Origin of the sequence: Rhizobium sp. AN68, from assembly GCF_030758035.1 — a bacterium.
GTDB classification, from domain to species: Bacteria; Pseudomonadota; Alphaproteobacteria; order Rhizobiales; family Rhizobiaceae; genus Agrobacterium; species Agrobacterium tumefaciens.
Genome location: NZ_JARWMI010000003.1, coordinates 202,047 through 221,277, shown reverse-complemented (window position 1 = coordinate 221,277; position 19,231 = coordinate 202,047). Strand labels below are relative to the sequence as shown.

Below are 19,231 nucleotides of genomic sequence, written 5' to 3'. Positions count from 1 at the left end.
CATTCCCATGCTTTCCATGAAGTCATCGCTGCCGCGGATCCGCAAGCCGTTCTTCTTCGCCGGGGCAGCCTGCCTTGTGGCATCGATGGTGCTTGCCGCGCCGCTTCGTGACGATCTGACGGAAAAAGACCAAAGCCGCGTTCAGGCTGTCACCGCGCCGACGATGGATTTTACCATGCCGGAGCCCTTCGAGGCCATGTCCGGCGGGGCAACGACCAGCACCCATAAAGCCGATAGCGGCGCGTTTTCGCATCCATCCGCAACAATGCCGTTTGAGAGAAAACAGGATTTCAAGCTCGGCAATGCGCTGTTCCAGAAGCTCTGGGTGTCTTCCCCCTCCTCCACGCAAGCCTCAGACGGGTTGGGGCCGCTCTATAACGCCCGATCCTGCCAGGCCTGCCATGTGAAGGACGGCAGAGGCCGACCGCCACTTGCCGGCGAAGATGCCGTCTCCCTGTTTCTGCGGCTGGCCCGGCCTGCCCGCAACGAGGCGGAACGGGCAGCGATTGCGCGCCACGAGGTGTTGAATTTTCCCGACGAGACCTATGGCCGGCAGCTTCAGAACGTTGCCATTCCCGGCCTCGCTGCAGAGGGCAAACCTGTCGTCACCTATATCGAAAAGCCCGTGCGACTGGCCGACGGCGAGGTGGTGATGCTTCGCAAGCCAGACTATGCCGTGGCAGGCCTACACTATGGCCCTCTGGGCGTCGATACGACTTTGTCGGCGCGGATTGCCATGCCAACCCTTGGGCTTGGGCTGATCGAGGCCATTGCCGAGGCCGATATTCTGGCCGGCGCCGATCCGGATGACAAAAATGGCGACGGCATTTCCGGGCGCCCTGCTTTTGTACGGGATCACCGGACCGGCGAACTGAAGCTCGGCAGATTTGGCTGGAAAGCCCAGAACGCCAGCGTCCGCGACCAGAGCGCCAGCGCCTTCTCCCACGATATCGGCATTTCCACGCCGGATACACCGAACGCCTATGGCGATTGCACCGACGTTCAGAAAGACTGTCTTGCCATGCCGACCGGCGTGCAGCCACGGCTTGGGCCAGTGGAGGCGCCGGACCCCATTCTCGATCTCGTGACCTTTTACACCGAAAACCTTGCAGTGCCGCAGCGCCGCGATGTGGGTGATCCCACCGTGTTGCGGGGAAAGCAGCTTTTTTACGCATCCGGCTGCACATCCTGCCATACACCGAAATTCGTCACCCGCCGTGACACTGCCGACCCCATGCAGTCTTTCCAGCTGATCTGGCCCTACTCGGATTTTCTGCTGCACGACATGGGAGAGGAGCTTGCCGACGGCCAGCAGGTGGGCGAAGCAAGCGGGCAGGAATGGCGAACCCAGCCGCTCTGGGGTATCGGTCTGACGCGAAGCGTGAATGGCAACGGCTTCTACCTGCATGACGGGCGGGCGCGCAGCCTGACAGAAGCGATACTATGGCACGGCGGCGAAGCGCAAAAAGCGCGCGATGCCTTTGCCGACTTGCAAAAATCCGACCGGCAGGCTTTGCTGGCTTTTCTGGAGTCCCTTTGATGAAAAATGCCATGCGAAAAATACCCGGTCTCATCTCCGTGCTGCTGCTTTTGGGCATGCGGCCCGCAATGGCGCAGGATGTGGAGCTGATGCCGCCGCCACCGCTCGACGCCGTACAGGTCGGGGGCGTGATGGAAAAAGCGGTGAACGGTTTCATCCGTCCCGGCTATGACCACTTCCGGCAATCGGCAGAGAAGCTGGAAGGCAGCATGAAGGCGTTCTGCGCCGCCCCTTCCAAAACGACGGATGAGGCGGCCAAAGCGGCCTTTGCCGATACGGTCTCCAGCTGGTCAACCATCGAGATCGTTCGGGTCGGTCCGGTGATCGAGCACAACCGCTTCGAACGTGTGCTCTATTACCCAGACAAGAAGGGTCTTGGCCTGAAACAGGTACAGCGTTACCTTGCGGAAAAGGACGAAAGCGTCACCAGCGCCGAGAGCCTGAAGGGCAAGAGTGTCGCAGCGCAGGGCCTCGGCGCGCTGGAATTCGTGCTCTATGGCGCCGGAGCGGGTGACCTGTTCGACAAGAAGGGCGATTTCCGTTGCCGCTATGGCGCGGCGATTGCCGGCAACGTTGCCAATGTGGCGGCGGAGCTTTCCGACAGCTGGAACGCACCTGATGGAGCGCAGAAAAACTGGACGCAGCCCGGCGCGGATAATCCCGTCTTTCGCGATGAGCGTGAGGCGCTGGTTGCGCTGCTTGGCATTCTCGTACACGGCGCCGAAGCAATCCGCGACCAGCGCATAGAGACGTTCTACAAGGGGCCGGACAAGGCGAAGTTTCCCCGCACGGCGATCTACTGGCGGTCCGGTCTGACGTGGAAAAGCATTGCCGCAAACATCAAGGCCGTTCAGACCCTCCTGCACACGGCCGATATGGTCGAACTCGTGCCACCCGACCAGCGCTCCATCGTCAACTCCATCGATTTCATCGCCAAATCGATGATCCGCATTGCCGGAACGATTGATACCAACGTGGAAAAGGCGCTTGATGACGACCAGCAACGCGCCAAGGTGGATTACCTGCTGCTGAACGGCAAAGACCTGATCTACCGCCTCAACGACCAGTATGGCGGCGCAATCGGTCTCAGCTCCGGCTTTTCCTTCGCCGACGGAGACTGAGGCGGTGATATCAGGCAAAAAGCCGACGCTCATAGACCGGCGCAGCTTCATCAAGGCGGTGGGCATTCCGTTCCTTGCGACGCTCGCTCCCGGCTCGCTGCATGCGCTTGAACGCGCCGACGCTGTCTTCGCTTCCGCTTTTCGCGCCCATGACGGTTCCTACGGCATTGCGACTGTGAGCGAACGCGGCGAGATCATCGACCGTGTTGCGCTCCCAGCCCGCGCCCATGGAATGGCAACGAGCCATGCGACCGGCATGACAGTGGCCTTTGCGCGCCGGCCCGGCACCTTCTTCATGGCCTTTGACCCCGCGCGACGCCGCGAACCTGTCGTGATGCACACGCCGGAAAACCGCCACTTCTACGGCCACGGACAATTTTCTCCCGACGGTGCGATCCTCTACGCCAGCGAAAACGACTTCGATGGCAATCGCGGTGTTATCGGGCTTTACGATGCCCGCAACGGATTTGTCCGCATCGGTGAATACGACGCCCACGGCATTGGCACCCATGACATGACCGTGAGCGACGATGGCAGGCTGATCGTGATCGCCAATGGCGGCATCGAGACCCACCCGGATTTCGGCCGAACCAAACTCAATGTCGACAGCATGCAGCCGTCGCTCGTGCTTCTGGACGCCGCCAGCGGCCAGTTGATCCAGAAACATACGATGCCAGACCAGTTGCGACAGCTTTCCACCCGCCATGTCGATCTCGGCGATGACGGGCGTGTCTGGTTCGCCTGCCAATATGAGGGACCACGCAACGATCTTCCGCCGCTTGTTGGCCATTTCTCGAAGGGCGAGGACCTTGCCTTCGTCGATCTACCAGAGCAAACGACGGTGCGCCTTGCCAATTATGTCGGTGCCATCGCCGTCAACCGGCGCGATGGCCTGGTGGGCCTGACCTCACCCAATGGCAACGCGGCCGTGACGCTGGATGCGAAAACCGGGCGTGTTGTATCCGAGACGACCGTGCGGGAGGCTGCGGGCGTTGCCCCCGCCATAAAGGGCATTGCGGTTTCTTCCTATGACGGATTTTTCGAGGCTATTCGCAGCGACGTGGCGTGGGACCAGCATATCGTGCGTATTTCAGGCTAAAATACTGAAAATGCACCGGAACAAAAAAGACCAAAAAGCATTTGAGGCGTCATGAAAAACCTTTCCGTGTATATCATTTTCGTGGTTGTGGTTGTTGCGCTGGGTGCGCTCATCGGCATCAACAACGTGCCGGGCGAATGGTACCAGTCGCTTCAGAAGCCGCCCTTCAACCCGCCCAACTGGATATTCGGCCCGGTTTGGACGACGCTCTACGTGATGATCGGCATTGCAGGCGCGCGAACATGGATCGTGAGACCAGCGGGCACGCGCATGCGTCTCTGGTTCACGCAGCTGGTGCTGAATTTCCTGTGGTCGCCCATCTTTTTCGGCATGCAAAGCCCGACAGGCGCGCTCGTCATCATCGTGCCTATGCTGATCTGCATTCTGGCTTTCATTGCGCTCACCTATAGTCGCGACCGCATCTCCATGTGGCTTTTCGTGCCCTACGCCCTTTGGGTCGCCTTTGCCACGCTGCTGAATGCCAGCATCGCCGTGCTGAACTAATTGCTCCTGCGGCACTTGCCTTGCCCGCCGCCACACGCCATGTCAGTTTGCGGTGAGGACAAAAGCAGGCAGGTAAGCCAATGGAGATCACGGATCCCGGCGATTTTCGTCAGCGGATAGAAAGAAGCTTTGCGCGGCAGGGTGTGGTGCAGGCAATCGGTGCGCAGATAAGCCGCATCGAACACCGTCTGGTGGAAATCGAGCTGCCGTTTCATGAAAAGCTGACACAGCAGCACGGCATATTGCATGCCGGTGTCATTGCCGCGGGCCTGGATACCGCCTGCACCTATGCCGCCTATACGATCATAGAGCCGGAAGCCTCGCTGCTGACAATCGAGTTCAAGGTCAACCTCATGTCGCCCGGGCGCGGCGAGCGGTTCCTGTTTCGTGGCGAAATCATCAAGCCGGGCAACAACCTGATCGTTGCCGATGGCCGCGCTTACGCCCTTTCCGACGGGCCGGCGAAGCTCATCGCCTCCATGACAGGCACGATGATGGTGGTAAAGGGCCGCGAGGATATTACCGGATGAGCTACCGGCTTTTGCATGTTGCAGACAAATCCATACTTTTCGTGATGGCGGCTTCCGCCGAATACGGCCCCCACCTGCAGGCGCGCATCGCGCCCTTGATGACCGGCGTCGGCCCGGTCGAGGCAGCGATTTCGGTCACGGCAATTCTTGCCGGTCTCGATGCGGCGGACCATCTGCCTGACCTTGTCGTTTCGCTCGGCTCCGCCGGCTCGCGGACGCTCGACCAGACTGGCATCTATCAGGCGATTTCTGTTGCCTATCGCGACATGGATGCCTCGGCCTTCGGTTTTGAAAAGGGTCGCACGCCGTTTCTCGATCTGCCGGCCGAGGTGGCCTTGCCCCTGCGCATACCCGATATTGCCGAGGCGCGGCTTTCCACGGGCGCCAACGTCGTCTCTGGTGCCGCCTATGGGTCGATCGATGCCGATATGGTGGAAATGGAAACCTATGCCGTGCTCCGGGCCTGCCAGCGCTTCGGCGTGCCGCTCATCGGCCTGCGCGGTATTTCCGATGGCAAGGAAGATGTGAACCATGTGGACGACTGGACGGAATACCTGCATATCATCGATGAAAAGCTCGCAGACGCCGTCGACAGGCTTTGCCGCGCTATCGAAGATGGTGCGATCACCCTTTGAACCTCGCGATTTTAGTAAATTTCCGCTGTTAGATGCCCGCTTCCGGGTTGCCTAAAGCCGCCATTTTCTTTAAAGGCTCGCCATGACCCAGATAGCCCATCCCGACAGCATTCTCATCATCGATTTCGGCAGCCAGGTGACGCAGCTGATTGCGCGCCGCATCCGCGAAGCCGGGGTCTATTGCGAAATCCACCCGTTTCAGAATGCCGCAGAGGCGTTTGAGAAGCTCCAGCCCAAGGGCGTGATCTTCTCCGGCGGCCCCGCATCTGTAACGGCGGAAGGCAGCCCGCGTGCGCCGCAGGCGGTGTTCGACAGCAAGGTTCCGATCCTCGGCATCTGCTACGGCCAGCAGACGCTCTGCACCCAGCTCGGCGGCGTTGTCGAGGGCGGTCACGCGGCGGAATTCGGGCGCGCCGATATCGACATCAAAAAGGCAAGCCCTCTGTTCGACGGTTTCTGGGAACAGGGCAAGAGCTATCCCGTCTGGATGAGCCACGGCGACCGCGTGACGAAACTGCCGGAGGGTTTCGAGGTTATCGCAACCTCCGAGAACGCACCCTTCGCCATAGCTGCCGACGAGACACGCCACTATTACACCACCATGTTCCACCCGGAAGTGGTGCATACGCCAGATGGTGGCAAGCTGCTCTCCAACTTCGTGCACAAGATCGTCGGTCTCAAATCCGATTGGACGATGGCAGCCTATCGCGCCGAGATGATCCGCAAGATCCGCGATCAGGTCGGCACCGGGCGCGTGCTCTGCGCACTCTCCGGCGGCGTCGATTCCTCGGTTGCGGCGATCCTCATCCATGAGGCGATCGGTGACCAGCTGACCTGCGTTTACGTCGACCACGGCCTGATGCGGCTTGGCGAAAGCGAGCAGGTCGTCGGCATGTTCCGCGATCATTACAATATTCCGCTGGTACATGTGGATGCCGCAGACATGTTCCTGGGCCAGCTTTCTGGCGTCTCCGACCCGGAAGTGAAGCGCAAGACTATCGGCCGCTTGTTCATCGAGGTCTTCGAGGCGGAAGCTGCCAAGATCGCAGCAGACGGCAAGGGTGCTCCGAATTTCCTCGCGCAGGGCACGCTTTACCCTGACGTCATCGAGAGCGTTTCCTTCTCCGGCGGTCCTTCCGTCACCATCAAGAGCCACCACAATGTCGGTGGCCTTCCCGAGCGCATGAACATGCAGCTGGTGGAGCCGCTGCGCGAGCTCTTCAAGGACGAGGTGCGTGCACTTGGCCGTGAACTCGGCTTGCCGGAAAGCTTCATCGGGCGCCATCCCTTCCCCGGCCCGGGTCTGGCGATTCGTTGCCCCGGTGCGGTCACCCGCGAGAAGCTCGATATTCTGCGCAAGGCAGATGCGATCTATCTCGACGAAATCCGCAAGGCGGGTCTTTACGACACCATCTGGCAGGCCTTCGCAGTGCTCCTGCCGGTGCAGACCGTGGGCGTCATGGGTGACTACCGCACCTATGACTTCGTCTGTGCGCTCCGCGCTGTGACCTCCGTGGATGGCATGACGGCGGATTTCTACCCCTACGACATGAATTTCCTCGGCCGCGCCGCGACCCGCATCATCAACGAAGTCCGTGGCATCAACCGTGTCGTCTATGACGTGACGAGCAAGCCGCCCGGCACGATCGAGTGGGAATAAAACGAAGGCGGAGCAATTCCGCCTTTTGTTCTTCTTTTGTTCTTTATTTTATCACCGCGCAATGATAGGTTTCCGGCCTTGGTATAAGGCTGTGGAGCATCGTCATGGAGTGCGAGTTGGCGGACGAAAGAGCCTTAAAGCAGCTTTGTTTTGATGGGCTGGAGCCGCAGAAAATACGGCGCATCAATCCGCGCTTTCGAAACAAGCTCCTGCTACTGCTGAAGCCACCACGGCAATTGGCGGAAAGAATTTTTGCCGATGCGTCGCATCATGCCATGGGTCGGACAACCCGCGAGGCATATCCCGCCGAGCTTCTGCACATAACCCTGCTGTGTTTGGGGTGTTTCGAGACAATCCCTCACGGACTTACAAGCAGGCTGAAGGCGGCAATGGGTGCGGTAAACGCGCGGCCTGTTCCGGTCACCCTGGACGGAAGCGCGCTTTTCGGCAATCGCAATAGTCTGGTGCTGCGAAACGGTGGTGATCTGCCGGAGATCAACGCTCTGGTGAAGCTGCTGCAACGAGCGCTTCGACAGGCAAACCTTCCCTATATCGCGGCACCATCTTTCACGCCGCATATCACGATGATTTATGGCTGCGGGAAGATAGAGCCGATGCCGGCCGGAAAACCCTATAGCTGGCTTGCGGGTAATTTCGAGCTTGTTTTCAGCCATAATGGCGAAACGCGACATGAGTCCCTTGGACGCTTCGCACTCTCCGCAAAAGCAGATCGTTATGAGCCGCTCGAAAGCCAGCTGCATTTACCGGATAAACTGATCGGTCCGAGAAAACGGCCGAATCGAAAGCAGGCGGAACGCTAAGGCCCGCCAACATATACGCACGAGCGAGGCGATGTCGCCTCGCTGCAAACGATAATCAGCTTAGAGCTGAACCTTGTCGAAAGCCTTGCCGTCGATGCCAAGCGCTTCGAGGTCGGCGCGGGCCGGCTTGCGATGCGCGCGAACAGCGGCCGAAACCGAAAGTGCAGCACCGAGAACGGCGAAAGTTTCGCCAAAGAAGTTACGCGATGTCTTTGCAACCTGACGCATTTTTCTCTCCATCTTTGATGCCCAGATAATGGGCATTTTTGGCCTCTGCTACAACTCATGATGTAGCAGGGAAGCCATGCAGCTTTGCTCGCGCTCGTTTGGATGTCAGACACTGCATTTTTGCATGGCTAGAATTCCGTGCTTCAGGCTGCGGGTTGAATACGGCGCATTATTTGTTATGCCGGAAGTTCAAGACAAAGAGGCAGGCAACATGACGGTCACCATTTACGGCATCAAGAACTGCGACACGATGAAAAAGGCCAGAAGCTGGCTGGAGGCCAACGGTGTCGACTATTCTTTCCATGACTACAAGACGGCCGGCATCGATCAGGCCCATCTCGAAACATGGTGCGATGCCGCGGGCTGGGAAACGGTTCTGAACCGGGCCGGCACCACCTTCAAAAAACTGGACGATAGCCAGAAAGCCGATCTTACGCGCGAAAAGGCCATTGGCCTGATGCTGGAGCAGCCCTCCATGGTCAAGCGACCGGTGCTGGAGGCCAAGGAGGCGATAACCGTCGGTTTCAAGCCGGAAACCTATCAGTCCCTCTTTGCGTGAGTGCAGGCCACCATGTCCAAGACAACCCGCGCTACGCAGATGCTGACCAAGGCCGGTGTGAACTTCACCACAGTTACCTATGACTACGACCCGAATGCCGACCGGATCGGCCTGCAGGCGGCCGAAGCTATCGGCGAACCGCCACATCTGGTTCTGAAAACACTGATGGCTGAGCTGGATGGCAAGCCTGTCTGCGTCGTCGTCCCGTCCGACCGGGAAGTGAGCATGAAGAAGCTTGCCGCCGCCTTCGGGGGAAAATCTGCCAGCATGATGAAGCCCGCCGATGCGGAGCGGGCAACCGGTTATCATGTGGGCGGCATCAGCCCTTTTGGACAGAAAAAACAGGTTCCGACCGCCATAGAGGCTGGGGCCATGACCCATTCCTATGTCTACATGAATGGTGGCCAGCGCGGTTTGCAGGTAAGGCTTTCCCCCGGCGACGCGCAGGCGGCGCTGAAAGCCGTTGTCGCACCTTTGGTGGCTGATTGACGTCTCGACACAGCTTTGAAAGCATTTGGCTTTCGAAGCGAATGGGCTATGGTCGGCGCCTCCGATTGAAATATACGAAGGCAGATCATGACTGTTTCCCCCATCGATCCCGTCAAACTCGAGAAACTGGCTGAAGTCGCCGTCAAGGTCGGCCTGCAATTGCAGAAGGATCAGGATCTGGTGATCACCGCTCCGCTGGCGGCGTTGCCGCTGGTGCGGTTTTTGACCAAACACGCCTATCTTGCCGGCGGCGGGCTGGTCACCACCTTCTATTCCGACGAAGAAACCACGCTTTCCCGCTACCGCCACGCCAGCGACGCCAATTTCGACCGGGCTTCCGGCTGGCTCTATGACGGCATGGCCAAGGCCTATGCCAATGGCGCGGCGCGGCTTGCGATTGCCGGCGACAACCCCATGCTGCTGGCCGAACAGGATCCCGCCAAGGTGGCGCGCGCCAACAAGGCCAATTCCACGGCCTATAAGCCGGCGCTTGAGAAGATTTCCAACTTCGATATCAACTGGAACATCATCTCCTATCCAAACCCGTCCTGGGCAAAACAGGTCTTTCCCGGCGTGACGGAAGACGAAGCGGTTCGCAAGCTCGCGGACGCCATCTTCGCTGCTTCGCGGGTAGATCTCGCCGATCCGGTCGCGGCATGGGCGGAGCATAACGCCAATCTCGCCAAGCGTTCGGCATGGCTGAACGGTGAACGTTTCTCGTCGCTGCATTTCACCGGTCCCGGCACGGACGTGAAAATCGGCCTGGCGGACGGCCACGAATGGCATGGGGGCGCCTCCACCGCCAAGAACGGCGTCACCTGCAACCCGAACATTCCGACGGAAGAAGTGTTCACCACACCGCATGCGCTGCGCGTGGATGGTTACGTGTCCAGCACCAAGCCGCTTTCACATCAGGGAACGCTGATAGACGATATCCAGGTGAAGTTCGAAGGCGGCCGCATCGTGGAAGCCAAGGCTTCGAAGGGCGAAGCCGTGCTGAACAAGGTGCTCGATACCGACGAGGGTGCGCGGCGTCTGGGTGAAGTGGCGCTGGTGCCGCATTCCTCGCCGATTTCGGCAAGTGGCATCCTGTTCTACAACACGCTGTTCGACGAAAACGCCTCCTGCCACATTGCGCTCGGCCAATGCTATTCGAAATGCTTCGTTGATGGTGCTTCGTTGTCGCAGGATCAGATCAAGGCGCAAGGCGGCAATTCCAGCCTGATCCACATCGACTGGATGATCGGTTCCGATAAGGTGGATATCGATGGCGTGAAGCCGGATGGCTCCACAGTTCCGGTGATGCGCAAGGGCGAATGGGCCTGAGCTATTTCGGCAGCTGGCTCCGCTGACTGAGCCAGATGCTGAAAAGCACTGCAACGAAGCCGACGATTTGCGCTGGCGTGAGGCTTTGGCCGAGCGCCAGCCAGCCGAGCAGGGTCGCAACGACGGGGCTTAGGAAACCGAGCGAGGCTGCAGCCGAGGGTTCGATGCGGGCGAGACCCCGGAACCACAGAAAATAGGTCAAGGCGGCACCAATAATGCCGAGATAGGCCATACCGAGAATATTGGCCGCGGTAGGTGCAGGCAGGGCCGGCTCCAGGAAATATGCGACCGGCAGAAGCAGAATGCCTCCAGCCGTCAATTGCCAGGCCGTAAAGGTGAGGTTCGACACCGGCGGTCGCCATTTGCGGGTGAGCACGGTTCCAAAGGCCATGGATACGGCGCCTGCAAGACCCGCAGCCACGCCGACGGCATCCAGCGCGGCAGCACCCGGCGCCAAAACCAGAAGTGCGACGCCTAAAATACCCAGAAGACCAGCGACAATGGCCAGCGGCCGGACCGGCGCGGCGAGAAACAGCCGCGAAAGTCCGATGACGATCAGGGGTTGGATCGCACCCACAGTCGCAGCCACTCCACCCGGCAGCCGGTAAGCCGAAACGAAAAGCATCGCCCAGAAAAACGAGAAATTCAGCGCACCTAGAATAAGGCTGCGAGACCACCAGATGCCCTTCGGTAGTTTTCTGACCAGAAGCAACAACAATACTCCGGCCGGCAAGGCGCGTAGCATCGCAACATGGAATGGATATCCATGCGGCAGGAATTCGGTGGTGACGAAGTAGGTCGTCCCCCAGATGGCGGGCGCAAGTGCCGTCACCAGCACATCGGCGGCGTAGGTGGTATTTTTCTTCATTTCAAGAATCTCTACATCAAGATAAATACAACTTAGCCAATTTTATCTTGACGTCAAGATATCAGTTGTTATGCCTTGGTGATGAACAAAGAACCGATTGATCACGTCGATCACATTCTGGCGCAATGGCACAAGGAGAGGCCCGATCTCGATGTCGAGCCAATGGGGCTGCTTGGGCGCTTGAAACGGCTAACCACGCATCTCGGTCGCGAGGTGGAGGCGGTGCTGCTGAAACACGGCCTCTCCTCTTCCGCTTTTGATGTGCTGGCGACATTACGGCGCGCGGGCGCGCCTTACCGGCTTTCGCCCGGTGATCTGCTGGCCATGACAATGGTAAGCTCCGGCACAATGACCAACCGGATCGACCAGCTGGAAAAAGCGGGTCTGGTGGAGCGCGTCCACAACCCGCAGGATCGGCGCAGCGTATTGATATCATTGACGGAGCGGGGATTTGCCATCGTCGAGGACGCGGTTAGCGCCCATGTCGAGAACCAGCAACGGCTGGTCGCACAGCTCAGCGAAGAAGAGCGCACGGCGTTGAACAAGCTTGTGAAGCGGTTTCTACAGGGGTTTGAAGCTTAGTTCCCTAAAAAGCGGACAGGAACCAGCAATCGCGGAGGTTATGGCGCTTGTTTCGGCGATAAAAATCCTATAAGCAATTTTCCGTTAACCTGTCCTACAGGTTGGAGGAGCGATTGTATAAGCCCATTTTGCAGGAAACCGATCTCGTCAGCAGCGCTATTGGCGCAATCACGCGCCACATTCGCGAAAACGAACTTGCCCCCGGAGCGAAGCTGCCCAGCGAGCTTTCGCTCTCGCAGCAGCTCGGTGTCTCGCGCACCGTGGTTCGCGAGGCTTTCAGGTCCTTGTCGGCCATGCGGCTGATCGATGTCAGCGTCGGCAAGCGCGCCACGGTGGCGACGCTGGATCATGGCGCGATGTCGCTGATGTTCGAACATGGCATTCACACCGAGCAGATCAACATCCAGCAGATTTACGACGTGCGCCGCACCATCGAAGTCAGAACCGTGACATTGGCGGCGCTGCGGCGAACGGATGCGGAGGCGCTCACCATTCTCGACCACGCCAACAATATGGAGCGGGACTTCGGTAATAGTGACAGGGTCATGGAACACGACCTTGCCTTTCACCTTGCCGTTGCCAGAGCCTCCAAGAACCCGGTTTTCGAACTCATTCTCGGCGCCTTTCAGAATGTGACGCGCCAGACATGGCCGATCGGCTGGAAGAGCCGCAAATCCGACGCGCAGCGTCATGCCGCGACTGAACTTCATATCGCCATCGGACAGGCCATTGCCGCGGGCGACCCGCAAACGGCCTCAACGCTTATGGCGCGGCATTTCGATGAAAGCGTGCATGCGCTTCTGGCCGCCGGCATCGCCTGATTTTTCAAACGCAGTTCCAGACCGAAAACTGCCTGCCTCTGGAGGAGACACTTCATGAAAATTACGAAACTCGAAACCGTCCGCGTGGCGGAACGGGCAAACCTGCTCTGGGTTCTGGTCCACACGGATGAGGGCATTACCGGACTTGGTGAAACCTTCTACGGCGCCGAGACGGTTGAAACCTATGTGCACGAATATATCGCACCCCGCGTGATCGGCCGCGATCCGCTGCAGATCGACCTTCTGGCACAGGACCTCGTCGGTTATCTCGGCTTCCGTTCATCGGGTGCGGAAGTACGCGGCAATTCGGCCTTCGATATCGCGCTTTGGGATATTTTCGGCAAGGCCACCAACCAGCCTATTGCGCAATTGCTTGGCGGCTTCAGCCGCAGGGAAATCCGCACCTACAATACCTGCGCGGGCACGGAATATATCAAGAAGGCGACCGGCCAGCAGACGGCCAATTACGGCCTGTCCGGCGGCAAGGATTATGACGATCTGAACGGCTTCCTGCACCGGGCGGACGAGCTTGCCCATTCGCTGCTGGAAGACGGCATCACGGCCATGAAGATCTGGCCTTTCGATGCGGCGGCGGAAAAGACGCGCGGCCAATATATCTCGATGCCTGACCTGAAAAGCGCGCTCGAGCCGTTCGAGAAAATTCGCAAGGCAGTCGGCGACAAGATGGATATCATGGTGGAGTTTCACTCCATGTGGCAACTTCTGCCCGCCATGCAGATCGCCAAGGCGCTCACCCCTTACCAGACCTTCTGGCACGAAGATCCGATCAAGATGGACAGCCTTTCCAGCCTGACGCGTTATGCCGCCGTTTCACCCGCGCCGATTTCCGCATCGGAGACGCTCGGCTCGCGCTGGGCTTTCCGAGATCTTCTGGAAACTGGCGCTGCCGGTGTGGTGATGCTTGACATCAGCTGGTGTGGTGGACTTTCCGAAGCGCGCAAGATCGCTTCCATGGCCGAAGCCTGGCATCTGCCGGTTGCGCCGCATGATTGCACCGGCCCGGTGGTACTCTGCGCCTCCACGCATCTGTCGCTCAACGCACCGAACGCGCTGGTTCAGGAAAGCGTGCGCGCCTTCTACAAGACCTGGTACCGCGATCTCGTCACCGCATTGCCGGAAGTTAAAAACGGCATGATCACCGTGCCGCCGGGTGCCGGCCTTGGCATGGAGCTGCATCCCGATATTGAAAAGACCTTCACCGTCAGCCGTCGTTTTTCAGATGCGGCGTCGATCTGATCAGAACAGACTGCCCTGATTTCCCGGGTCCGAAGAGGCCGGTTTCACCGGCTTCTTTTTGGGAGCGGCAGGCGTGGGAACGTCAGATGATGGAGTAGCCTCGCCTGTCGTCAGGGCGGCGACGCGACCGTCGGCAAACTCCATCGACACCACAGCGCCGGACGCGATGGCAGCAGCCCGGGTCAGGGGCCGGTTCTCCTCGTCGCGGATGACAGTATAACCGCGGTTCAACACATTCTTGTAGGACAGCGACTGCAGGATGCGGTCATGGGCAGCAAGGCCCGAGCGGTTCTGCGCCATGCGGTGAAGCACGGCGGTATCGGCTCGTCGCGTTGCGGTGACGACCCGTTCCTTCTGCCGCTCCAACTGGCCGAGCAAGCGGGCGGGCAGCGAACGCAGCGCGGAATCGGTCGAGGAAATTCTCGACTGCGCCTGCAACAGGCGGCGCTCCACAAGCGCCTCGGCCCTCTGCATGCGTTCCGTAACACGCTGGCGATGCTGCCGCAGGCCATTCAGCAGGATTTCCGGCCTCAGACCCGAAGCAGAGCGTTCGAACGCGCGGCGCTTGTTCAGCGTCGTCATTTCAAGCCCGCGACCCAAACCGCTTGCGGCTTCGTCGAAACGACGGCGCGGCAGAGCCAGAAGCTGGTCAAGCGATGGCAGCGCACGCACCAGAGCACGCACGCCCTGTCGGCGATTGTCCATTTGGCGTGATACGGAGCCGGAAAGGCGCGCCGCAAGGCCGGAGAGCTGCGCCTCCAGTTCCGCACGCACCGGCACGGCCATTTCGGCGGCACCCGTCGGTGTCGGTGCGCGCACGTCGGCGGCGTAGTCGATCAGGGTCGTATCCGTCTCATGCCCCACAGCGGAAATCAGCGGGATTTCGCTCTCGGCAGCGGCGCGCACGACGATTTCGTCGTTGAAGCTCCAGAGATCTTCCAGACTGCCGCCACCACGGGCGACGATCAGCACGTCGGGGCGTGCAATCTCACCGCCGGGCTGAAGCGCATTGAAACCGCGAATGGCGTTCGCCACTTCCTCACCCGAGCCTTCCCCCTGCACCTTGACCGGCCAGACGACGACATGGACCGGAAAGCGATCCGAAATGCGGTGGAGAATATCGCGAATGACTGCGCCCGTGGGCGATGTGACAACACCGATGACACGCGGCATGAACGGCAGGCGGCGTTTGCGTTCCGCATCGAACAGCCCCTCCGCCGCCAGACGCCGGCGGCGGTCCTCCAGCAAAGCCATCAGCGCGCCCGCGCCGGCCGGCTCCAGGCTTTCTATGACGATCTGATATTTCGAGGAGCCGGGAAAGGTGGTGACCTTGCCGGTGGCGATGACCTCCATGCCCTCTTCCGGGCGGAACTTCAGCCGCGAGAAAGTACCCTTCCAGATAACCGCATCGATGCGGGCGCGATCGTCCTTCAGGGAGAAATAGGCGTGACCCGAAGAATGCGGACCCCGGTAGCCGGAAATCTCGCCGCGCACCCTCACCTGATCGAAAGCCGTCTCCACCGTTCGCTTGATGGAACCCGACAGTTCGGAAACCGAGAACTCGGCAAGATTGCTCAATGCGGCATTGGAGAAAATATCGCTCATGCCCGTTTGTAACCAAAACCCGTCGATTCGGAAATGCCGGTACTGGCCGGGTCTATTTTAACGGCGGTGAAACCATATCCTCAACTAACGAGTTAGGAAAATGGGTGAGGGAGGAGAAAACAAGGGTTCGTTAGGGAAGAGGACGCTACGTCTTATCCCAGACCCGGCAACCAAAGAGGAGGCGGCATTCATGATTTTTCTTACCGCCACATTGCTCGGCGTAACCGCAGTTGCGTTGCGTTCGGTATTCAGCATCATTTTCATCTGCCTGATGGTTATCGGCGCCTATGGTGTCGCGATGGCGATTTCTGCAACCGCCGTGCCGCTGATGTCGCTGCTCCTGGCGCTTGCCGGTTATAATTTCGGCGTTGTGAGTGTGGTCATCGGCCTTCTCGTGCTGCAACGTCCGCGCTCCACCCAGCCGACGCTTTAAAGCACACGGCCTTGCGGCTTCGCCACTTCGCCCTGACCGAGGTTTACGGACTGGCTGTAGACCTTTCCATCTCTTTTCTGCTGATTTTTTATATCGGCATCGACCCGCTTGCCGCCCGTCTTCCGGGCGCTTTGGCAGGGCTTGCGACGAGTTGGAGGCTAAACCATTCGAATGGCGATGGCCCCAATGAGCTGAACGGCTTTCTGATGAACGCCGTCACGCTTATCTCCCGCATGGTTGGCGTCGGGCTGTTCGCCATGCTGCAATGGCGCAATCCACTGGTGCAGCCGCTGGTCCCGCTCGCCTTTTCCGCACTCGCGGCACTGGTGCTGGCGCTTTACGGCTATAGGCGGCTTCAAAAGCAGCGTGCGGATCAGGATTAAACCGTCTCCCAACCGTCCTTTTCCGCCGCACGGTAGATGGCATCGATGAAAAGCTGGTTCTTCCTCGAGCTTTCCAGGGTGACGACCTCGCCCTCACCTTTCACCGCGCGGGCGAAGGCCTCCGCCTCCAGCTTGTACTGGCGACTATCCTGAAACCGGAAGACTTGCGACTGGTTATGGCCCTGGTTGGTCAACTCGATTTCCTCCGCACCCCAGCGATTTGCATTGAAGGGAGACTTGATCTCGATGTACCCGTCCGTGCCATGGAAAACCATCAGCTGGCGAGCGGCAAGCTGCGTCGCCAGATAAAAGCTCAGTTCGAAGCCGCCGAAATCGGCCCTGACGCTGGAATAGATATCGGTGCCGAATTCCTTATCACGCTCGACGCTCGCCTGTACGCGCTTCGGCTCGGCACCCGTGGCAAAACGGGTGACGATGGTCGGGTAGACGCCGATATCCGGCAAGGCCCCGCCGCCCCAGTTCGGGAATATTGCGCATATTGCCGGGATCGCGGTTGAAGTAGCTGAAAGCGCCCTGCACATGCTTCAGCGTTCCGATTGCACCTGATGCCAGCAATTCCTTCACCTTGGCCCAAACAGGAGAATAGGTGACCATGAAAGCCTCCGACACGACAACGCCATTGTCGTCCCGCGCCGCGATGATGGCGTCGATCTCTTCAGCCTTGAGTGCGATCGGCTTTTCACACAGCACGTGTTTGCCGGCATTGGCAGCTTTTATGGTCCATTCCACATGTTGCGAGGTGGGAAGCGGAATATAGACGGCATCGATGACATCGGACGCAAGCATTTCCTCATAGGAGCCGAAGGCATGCGGGACGGAAAAACGATCTGCAACCGCGCGCGCCTTGGCATGATCGCGGCTGGCGATGGCGCTGACCACACAGTTCCGCGCATCCTGTATCGCCGGAATGACGTGATCCTGAGCGATTTTCGCCGTTGAAATTATTCCGAAGCGCAGCATCTCATTCTCCCACTCTGTAATTCCGGGAAACTTACCATTGTCGCGACGCCTGGCAAGTCGCACGAAACGTAACTGCAAACGCTATGGCCGGATTCGTCCTTCCTTTGTCGGTTTCCATGCTTTTATCCAGCCTTTCAAAGGTGAATTATGCTATGCATGAACCCAATGGAGAATCATGAAATGTCCTCTTCTCACACAGCACTCCTTGTCATCGACGTTCAGGAATCCTTTCGGCACACCCCCTATTTCCAGGAAAGCGAACTTCCCGCCTATCTGGAAAAACAGCAGGTACTGATCGACGGCGCCAAGGCGTCGGGCATTCCCGTCGTGCAAATCTTTCATGTAGATGGCGACCGGGCATTTGCAGAAGAGAGCGGCTATATTCGCGCGCTGGAAGGTGTGCGCATTACCCCTGACGTTACCTTTCGCAAGAACCGCCACTCTGCTTTCGCCGGCACCGGCCTCGATATCTGGCTGACGCAAAAGGGTATCAACCGGCTGATCGTATCCGGCATCCGCACCGAACAGTGCTGCGAAACGACCACACGGCATGCATCGGACCTCGGTTACACAGTCGATTACGTCACCGAGGCGACGCTTACCTTTCCAATGACGCACGCCTCGGGCACCGTGTTCAGCCCTGATGATATTCGCACCCGAACCGAGCTGGTGCTGGCCGGTCGCTTTGCGCGCATCGCAACCGTCGGCGACGTTCTCGAAACGGTACGAAAGGCCGCCTGATGGACAATGGCGGCACGCGGACCATTCCCTTTTATACGCTTGTGCCGCCACACGCGCTGTTGCTCGATATTGCCGGCCCGCTGGAGGTGATCCGTTATGCCAACGCGGAACAGCGGGACGTCCATTTCGACTGCCGTTACATCGCGGAACATGACCAGCAGCAATCCTCCATCGGCCTTGGGCTTTGCGGGCTGGAGGCCTTGCCCGAGAGCCTGCCGGACAATGCTTTCCTGCTGATTTCCGGCAGCATCTCCCGATCGACAACGCGCCGGAGATGCGACGGGAGCGGCAGGCGCTGGTGGCATGGTTGCGCCGCGCAGTGCGCGCGGACACCACAGTCATTTCCATTTGCTCCGGCGCACTGCTCGCGGGCGAAGCAGGTCTTTTCGACGGGCGGAGCTGTACGACACATGCGGATTGCATCGAAGCGCTGCGCCGCACCGCACCGCTGTCGCAGGTGGCCGAAAACCGTCTTTTCGTGGAGGATGGCAACCGCTTCTCCAGCGCCGGTATTTCCACCGGCACCGACCTCATGCTGCATGTCGTTTCCCGACTGACATCGCCTGCGGTCGCGGCGCGCATTGCCAAAAATATGGTCGTTTATCTCAGGCGCAGCGGCAGTGATCCGCAAATCTCCCCCTGGCTTACCGGCCGCAACCACATTCACCCCGCCATTCACCGGGTGCAGGACCGGGTGATGACTGAGCCGGCTCAGGACTGGTCTTTGGAACGGCTGGCCGATATTGCCGCACTCAGCGAGAGGCACCTGTCCCGCCTGTTTCGCGAGCATACCGGCATCAGCGTCATCGACTACGTCAACCTGATGCGGGTCAATCTCGCCCGCGACATCCTTGCAAACAGCCGTCTGGATATGGAAGCCATTGCCGAGCGGGCGGGCTTTGCCTCCGCCCGGCATTTGCGGCGCGTGTGGCAACAGCACAATCACCTCCCGCCCAGCCACTATCGCGGCTTTCAGGCCTGATCTCACCCGCTTTTGCCCGTTGCCTGATGAATGCCATCAAAGGAATTGAATGGTTATGCCGGCAAG

The 19,231-nt window shown here is 59.4% G+C and carries 20 protein-coding genes and 2 pseudogenes; 18 read left to right on the top strand and 4 right to left on the bottom strand.

Annotated elements, in window-relative coordinates:
• Positions 1-7: 7 nt before the first annotated feature.
• From RBH71_RS14100 to RBH71_RS14065, 8 genes are all read left to right on the top strand, one after another.
• The gene (locus RBH71_RS14100) at positions 8-1,540 is read left to right on the top strand and encodes a di-heme oxidoredictase family protein (protein WP_003514678.1); all 1,533 of its coding nucleotides are present in this window, start codon (positions 8-10) and stop codon (positions 1,538-1,540) included.
• Positions 1,540-2,661: an imelysin family protein gene (locus RBH71_RS14095; RefSeq protein ID WP_003514676.1), complete on the top strand. Its 1,122-nt coding sequence runs from the start codon at positions 1,540-1,542 to the stop codon at positions 2,659-2,661. Before RBH71_RS14100 ends, RBH71_RS14095 begins: the two co-directional genes overlap by 1 nt.
• Before the next feature lie 4 nt (positions 2,662-2,665).
• Entirely contained in the window at positions 2,666-3,760 is a 1,095-nt protein-coding gene (locus RBH71_RS14090) for a DUF1513 domain-containing protein (protein ID WP_003514674.1), read from the top strand.
• Between the two features lie 51 nt (positions 3,761-3,811).
• A complete protein-coding gene (locus tag RBH71_RS14085; RefSeq protein WP_003514671.1) occupies positions 3,812-4,264 on the top strand; it encodes a TspO/MBR family protein in 453 nt (150 codons plus the stop codon).
• An 80-nt stretch (positions 4,265-4,344) separates the two neighbouring features.
• Complete coding sequence (locus tag RBH71_RS14080; protein ID WP_003514669.1) at positions 4,345-4,794, top strand: PaaI family thioesterase; 450 nt, start codon at positions 4,345-4,347, stop codon at positions 4,792-4,794.
• Positions 4,791-5,429 (top strand): 5'-methylthioadenosine/S-adenosylhomocysteine nucleosidase, encoded by a 639-nt coding sequence (locus RBH71_RS14075; protein WP_003514666.1) that lies wholly within the window; start codon positions 4,791-4,793, stop codon positions 5,427-5,429. Before RBH71_RS14080 ends, RBH71_RS14075 begins: the two co-directional genes overlap by 4 nt.
• An 82-nt stretch (positions 5,430-5,511) precedes the next feature.
• Entirely contained in the window at positions 5,512-7,089 is a 1,578-nt protein-coding gene (guaA, locus tag RBH71_RS14070) for a glutamine-hydrolyzing GMP synthase (protein WP_003514664.1), read from the top strand.
• Between the two features lie 104 nt (positions 7,090-7,193).
• Complete coding sequence (locus RBH71_RS14065; RefSeq protein WP_003514663.1) at positions 7,194-7,910, top strand: 2'-5' RNA ligase family protein; 717 nt, start codon at positions 7,194-7,196, stop codon at positions 7,908-7,910.
• A gap of 60 nt (positions 7,911-7,970) precedes the next feature.
• Here the strand turns inward: RBH71_RS14065 and RBH71_RS14060 are convergent, their stop codons facing one another.
• Positions 7,971-8,138: a hypothetical protein gene (locus tag RBH71_RS14060; protein ID WP_003503889.1), complete on the bottom strand. Its 168-nt coding sequence runs from the start codon at positions 8,136-8,138 to the stop codon at positions 7,971-7,973.
• Between the two features lie 211 nt (positions 8,139-8,349).
• Between RBH71_RS14060 and RBH71_RS14055 the strand changes: the two genes are divergently transcribed.
• The 3 genes from RBH71_RS14055 to RBH71_RS14045 all read left to right on the top strand — a co-directional run bounded on the left by RBH71_RS14055 (position 8,350) and on the right by RBH71_RS14045 (position 10,512).
• Complete coding sequence (locus RBH71_RS14055) at positions 8,350-8,697, top strand: ArsC family reductase (RefSeq protein ID WP_003514661.1); 348 nt, start codon at positions 8,350-8,352, stop codon at positions 8,695-8,697.
• Between the two features lie 12 nt (positions 8,698-8,709).
• Entirely contained in the window at positions 8,710-9,186 is a 477-nt protein-coding gene (gene ybaK / locus RBH71_RS14050) for a Cys-tRNA(Pro) deacylase (RefSeq protein WP_003514659.1), read from the top strand.
• Between the two features lie 87 nt (positions 9,187-9,273).
• Complete coding sequence (locus RBH71_RS14045) at positions 9,274-10,512, top strand: aminopeptidase (RefSeq protein WP_003514657.1); 1,239 nt, start codon at positions 9,274-9,276, stop codon at positions 10,510-10,512.
• A gap of 1 nt (position 10,513) precedes the next feature.
• Here the strand turns inward: RBH71_RS14045 and RBH71_RS14040 are convergent, their stop codons facing one another.
• Positions 10,514-11,380, bottom strand: a complete 867-nt coding sequence (locus RBH71_RS14040) for an EamA family transporter (protein ID WP_003514655.1) — start codon at positions 11,378-11,380, stop codon at positions 10,514-10,516.
• 81 nt (positions 11,381-11,461) lie between these two features.
• Between RBH71_RS14040 and RBH71_RS14035 the strand changes: the two genes are divergently transcribed.
• The 3 genes from RBH71_RS14035 to RBH71_RS14025 all read left to right on the top strand — a co-directional run bounded on the left by RBH71_RS14035 (position 11,462) and on the right by RBH71_RS14025 (position 14,040).
• Complete coding sequence (locus RBH71_RS14035) at positions 11,462-11,962, top strand: MarR family winged helix-turn-helix transcriptional regulator (protein WP_003514652.1); 501 nt, start codon at positions 11,462-11,464, stop codon at positions 11,960-11,962.
• Between the two features lie 113 nt (positions 11,963-12,075).
• Positions 12,076-12,783 carry a FadR/GntR family transcriptional regulator gene (locus RBH71_RS14030; RefSeq protein WP_003514650.1) on the top strand — a complete coding sequence of 236 codons (708 nt, stop codon included), beginning with the start codon at positions 12,076-12,078 and terminating at the stop codon, positions 12,781-12,783.
• 54 nt (positions 12,784-12,837) lie between these two features.
• On the top strand, positions 12,838-14,040 hold the full coding sequence (locus RBH71_RS14025) for a mandelate racemase/muconate lactonizing enzyme family protein (RefSeq protein ID WP_003514648.1): 1,203 nt from the start codon (positions 12,838-12,840) through the stop codon (positions 14,038-14,040).
• Here RBH71_RS14025 and xseA read toward each other — a convergent pair whose 3' ends face one another.
• Complete coding sequence (gene xseA / locus RBH71_RS14020; protein WP_003514646.1) at positions 14,041-15,645, bottom strand: exodeoxyribonuclease VII large subunit; 1,605 nt, start codon at positions 15,643-15,645, stop codon at positions 14,041-14,043.
• A 190-nt stretch (positions 15,646-15,835) separates the two neighbouring features.
• On the opposite strand from xseA, the gene RBH71_RS14015 reads away from it, so the two are divergent.
• Entirely contained in the window at positions 15,836-16,078 is a 243-nt protein-coding gene (locus tag RBH71_RS14015) for a hypothetical protein (protein WP_003514644.1), read from the top strand.
• Between the two features lie 11 nt (positions 16,079-16,089).
• Positions 16,090-16,461: a hypothetical protein gene (locus RBH71_RS14010; RefSeq protein ID WP_003514642.1), complete on the top strand. Its 372-nt coding sequence runs from the start codon at positions 16,090-16,092 to the stop codon at positions 16,459-16,461.
• On the opposite strand, the pseudogene RBH71_RS14005 reads toward RBH71_RS14010, so the two are convergent.
• A pseudogene (locus RBH71_RS14005) lies at positions 16,458-17,442 on the bottom strand (Gfo/Idh/MocA family protein). The gene RBH71_RS14010 and the pseudogene RBH71_RS14005 overlap by 4 nt on opposite strands.
• 180 nt (positions 17,443-17,622) lie before the next feature.
• Here RBH71_RS14005 and RBH71_RS14000 point away from each other — a divergent pair.
• Both RBH71_RS14000 and RBH71_RS13995 read left to right on the top strand, forming a co-directional pair.
• Positions 17,623-18,183: an isochorismatase family protein gene (locus tag RBH71_RS14000; RefSeq protein ID WP_323687399.1), complete on the top strand. Its 561-nt coding sequence runs from the start codon at positions 17,623-17,625 to the stop codon at positions 18,181-18,183.
• Positions 18,183-19,165 (top strand): annotated as a pseudogene (locus RBH71_RS13995) (GlxA family transcriptional regulator). The gene RBH71_RS14000 and the pseudogene RBH71_RS13995 overlap by 1 nt, the downstream one beginning before the upstream one ends.
• The last annotated feature ends 66 nt before the right edge of the window (positions 19,166-19,231 follow it).

Bases quoted from the DNA above. Each gene is read 5' to 3' on its own strand.
- RBH71_RS14040 (WP_003514655.1), bottom strand. From the start codon at position 11,380: ATGAAGAAAAATACCACCTACGCCGCCGATGTGCTGGTGACGGCACTT.
- RBH71_RS14060 (WP_003503889.1), bottom strand. From the start codon at position 8,138: ATGCGTCAGGTTGCAAAGACATCGCGTAACTTCTTTGGCGAAACTTTC.
- RBH71_RS14025 (WP_003514648.1), top strand. From the start codon at position 12,838: ATGAAAATTACGAAACTCGAAACCGTCCGCGTGGCGGAACGGGCAAAC.
- guaA (WP_003514664.1), top strand. From the start codon at position 5,512: ATGACCCAGATAGCCCATCCCGACAGCATTCTCATCATCGATTTCGGC.
- RBH71_RS14000 (WP_323687399.1), top strand. From the start codon at position 17,623: ATGTCCTCTTCTCACACAGCACTCCTTGTCATCGACGTTCAGGAATCC.
- RBH71_RS14055 (WP_003514661.1), top strand. From the start codon at position 8,350: ATGACGGTCACCATTTACGGCATCAAGAACTGCGACACGATGAAAAAG.
- RBH71_RS14080 (WP_003514669.1), top strand. From the start codon at position 4,345: ATGGAGATCACGGATCCCGGCGATTTTCGTCAGCGGATAGAAAGAAGC.
- RBH71_RS14100 (WP_003514678.1), top strand. From the start codon at position 8: ATGCTTTCCATGAAGTCATCGCTGCCGCGGATCCGCAAGCCGTTCTTC.
- RBH71_RS14015 (WP_003514644.1), top strand. From the start codon at position 15,836: ATGATTTTTCTTACCGCCACATTGCTCGGCGTAACCGCAGTTGCGTTG.
- RBH71_RS14035 (WP_003514652.1), top strand. From the start codon at position 11,462: ATGAACAAAGAACCGATTGATCACGTCGATCACATTCTGGCGCAATGG.
- RBH71_RS14045 (WP_003514657.1), top strand. From the start codon at position 9,274: ATGACTGTTTCCCCCATCGATCCCGTCAAACTCGAGAAACTGGCTGAA.
- RBH71_RS14075 (WP_003514666.1), top strand. From the start codon at position 4,791: ATGAGCTACCGGCTTTTGCATGTTGCAGACAAATCCATACTTTTCGTG.
- RBH71_RS14065 (WP_003514663.1), top strand. From the start codon at position 7,194: ATGGAGTGCGAGTTGGCGGACGAAAGAGCCTTAAAGCAGCTTTGTTTT.
- RBH71_RS14085 (WP_003514671.1), top strand. From the start codon at position 3,812: ATGAAAAACCTTTCCGTGTATATCATTTTCGTGGTTGTGGTTGTTGCG.
- xseA (WP_003514646.1), bottom strand. From the start codon at position 15,645: ATGAGCGATATTTTCTCCAATGCCGCATTGAGCAATCTTGCCGAGTTC.
- ybaK (WP_003514659.1), top strand. From the start codon at position 8,710: ATGTCCAAGACAACCCGCGCTACGCAGATGCTGACCAAGGCCGGTGTG.
- RBH71_RS14095 (WP_003514676.1), top strand. From the start codon at position 1,540: ATGAAAAATGCCATGCGAAAAATACCCGGTCTCATCTCCGTGCTGCTG.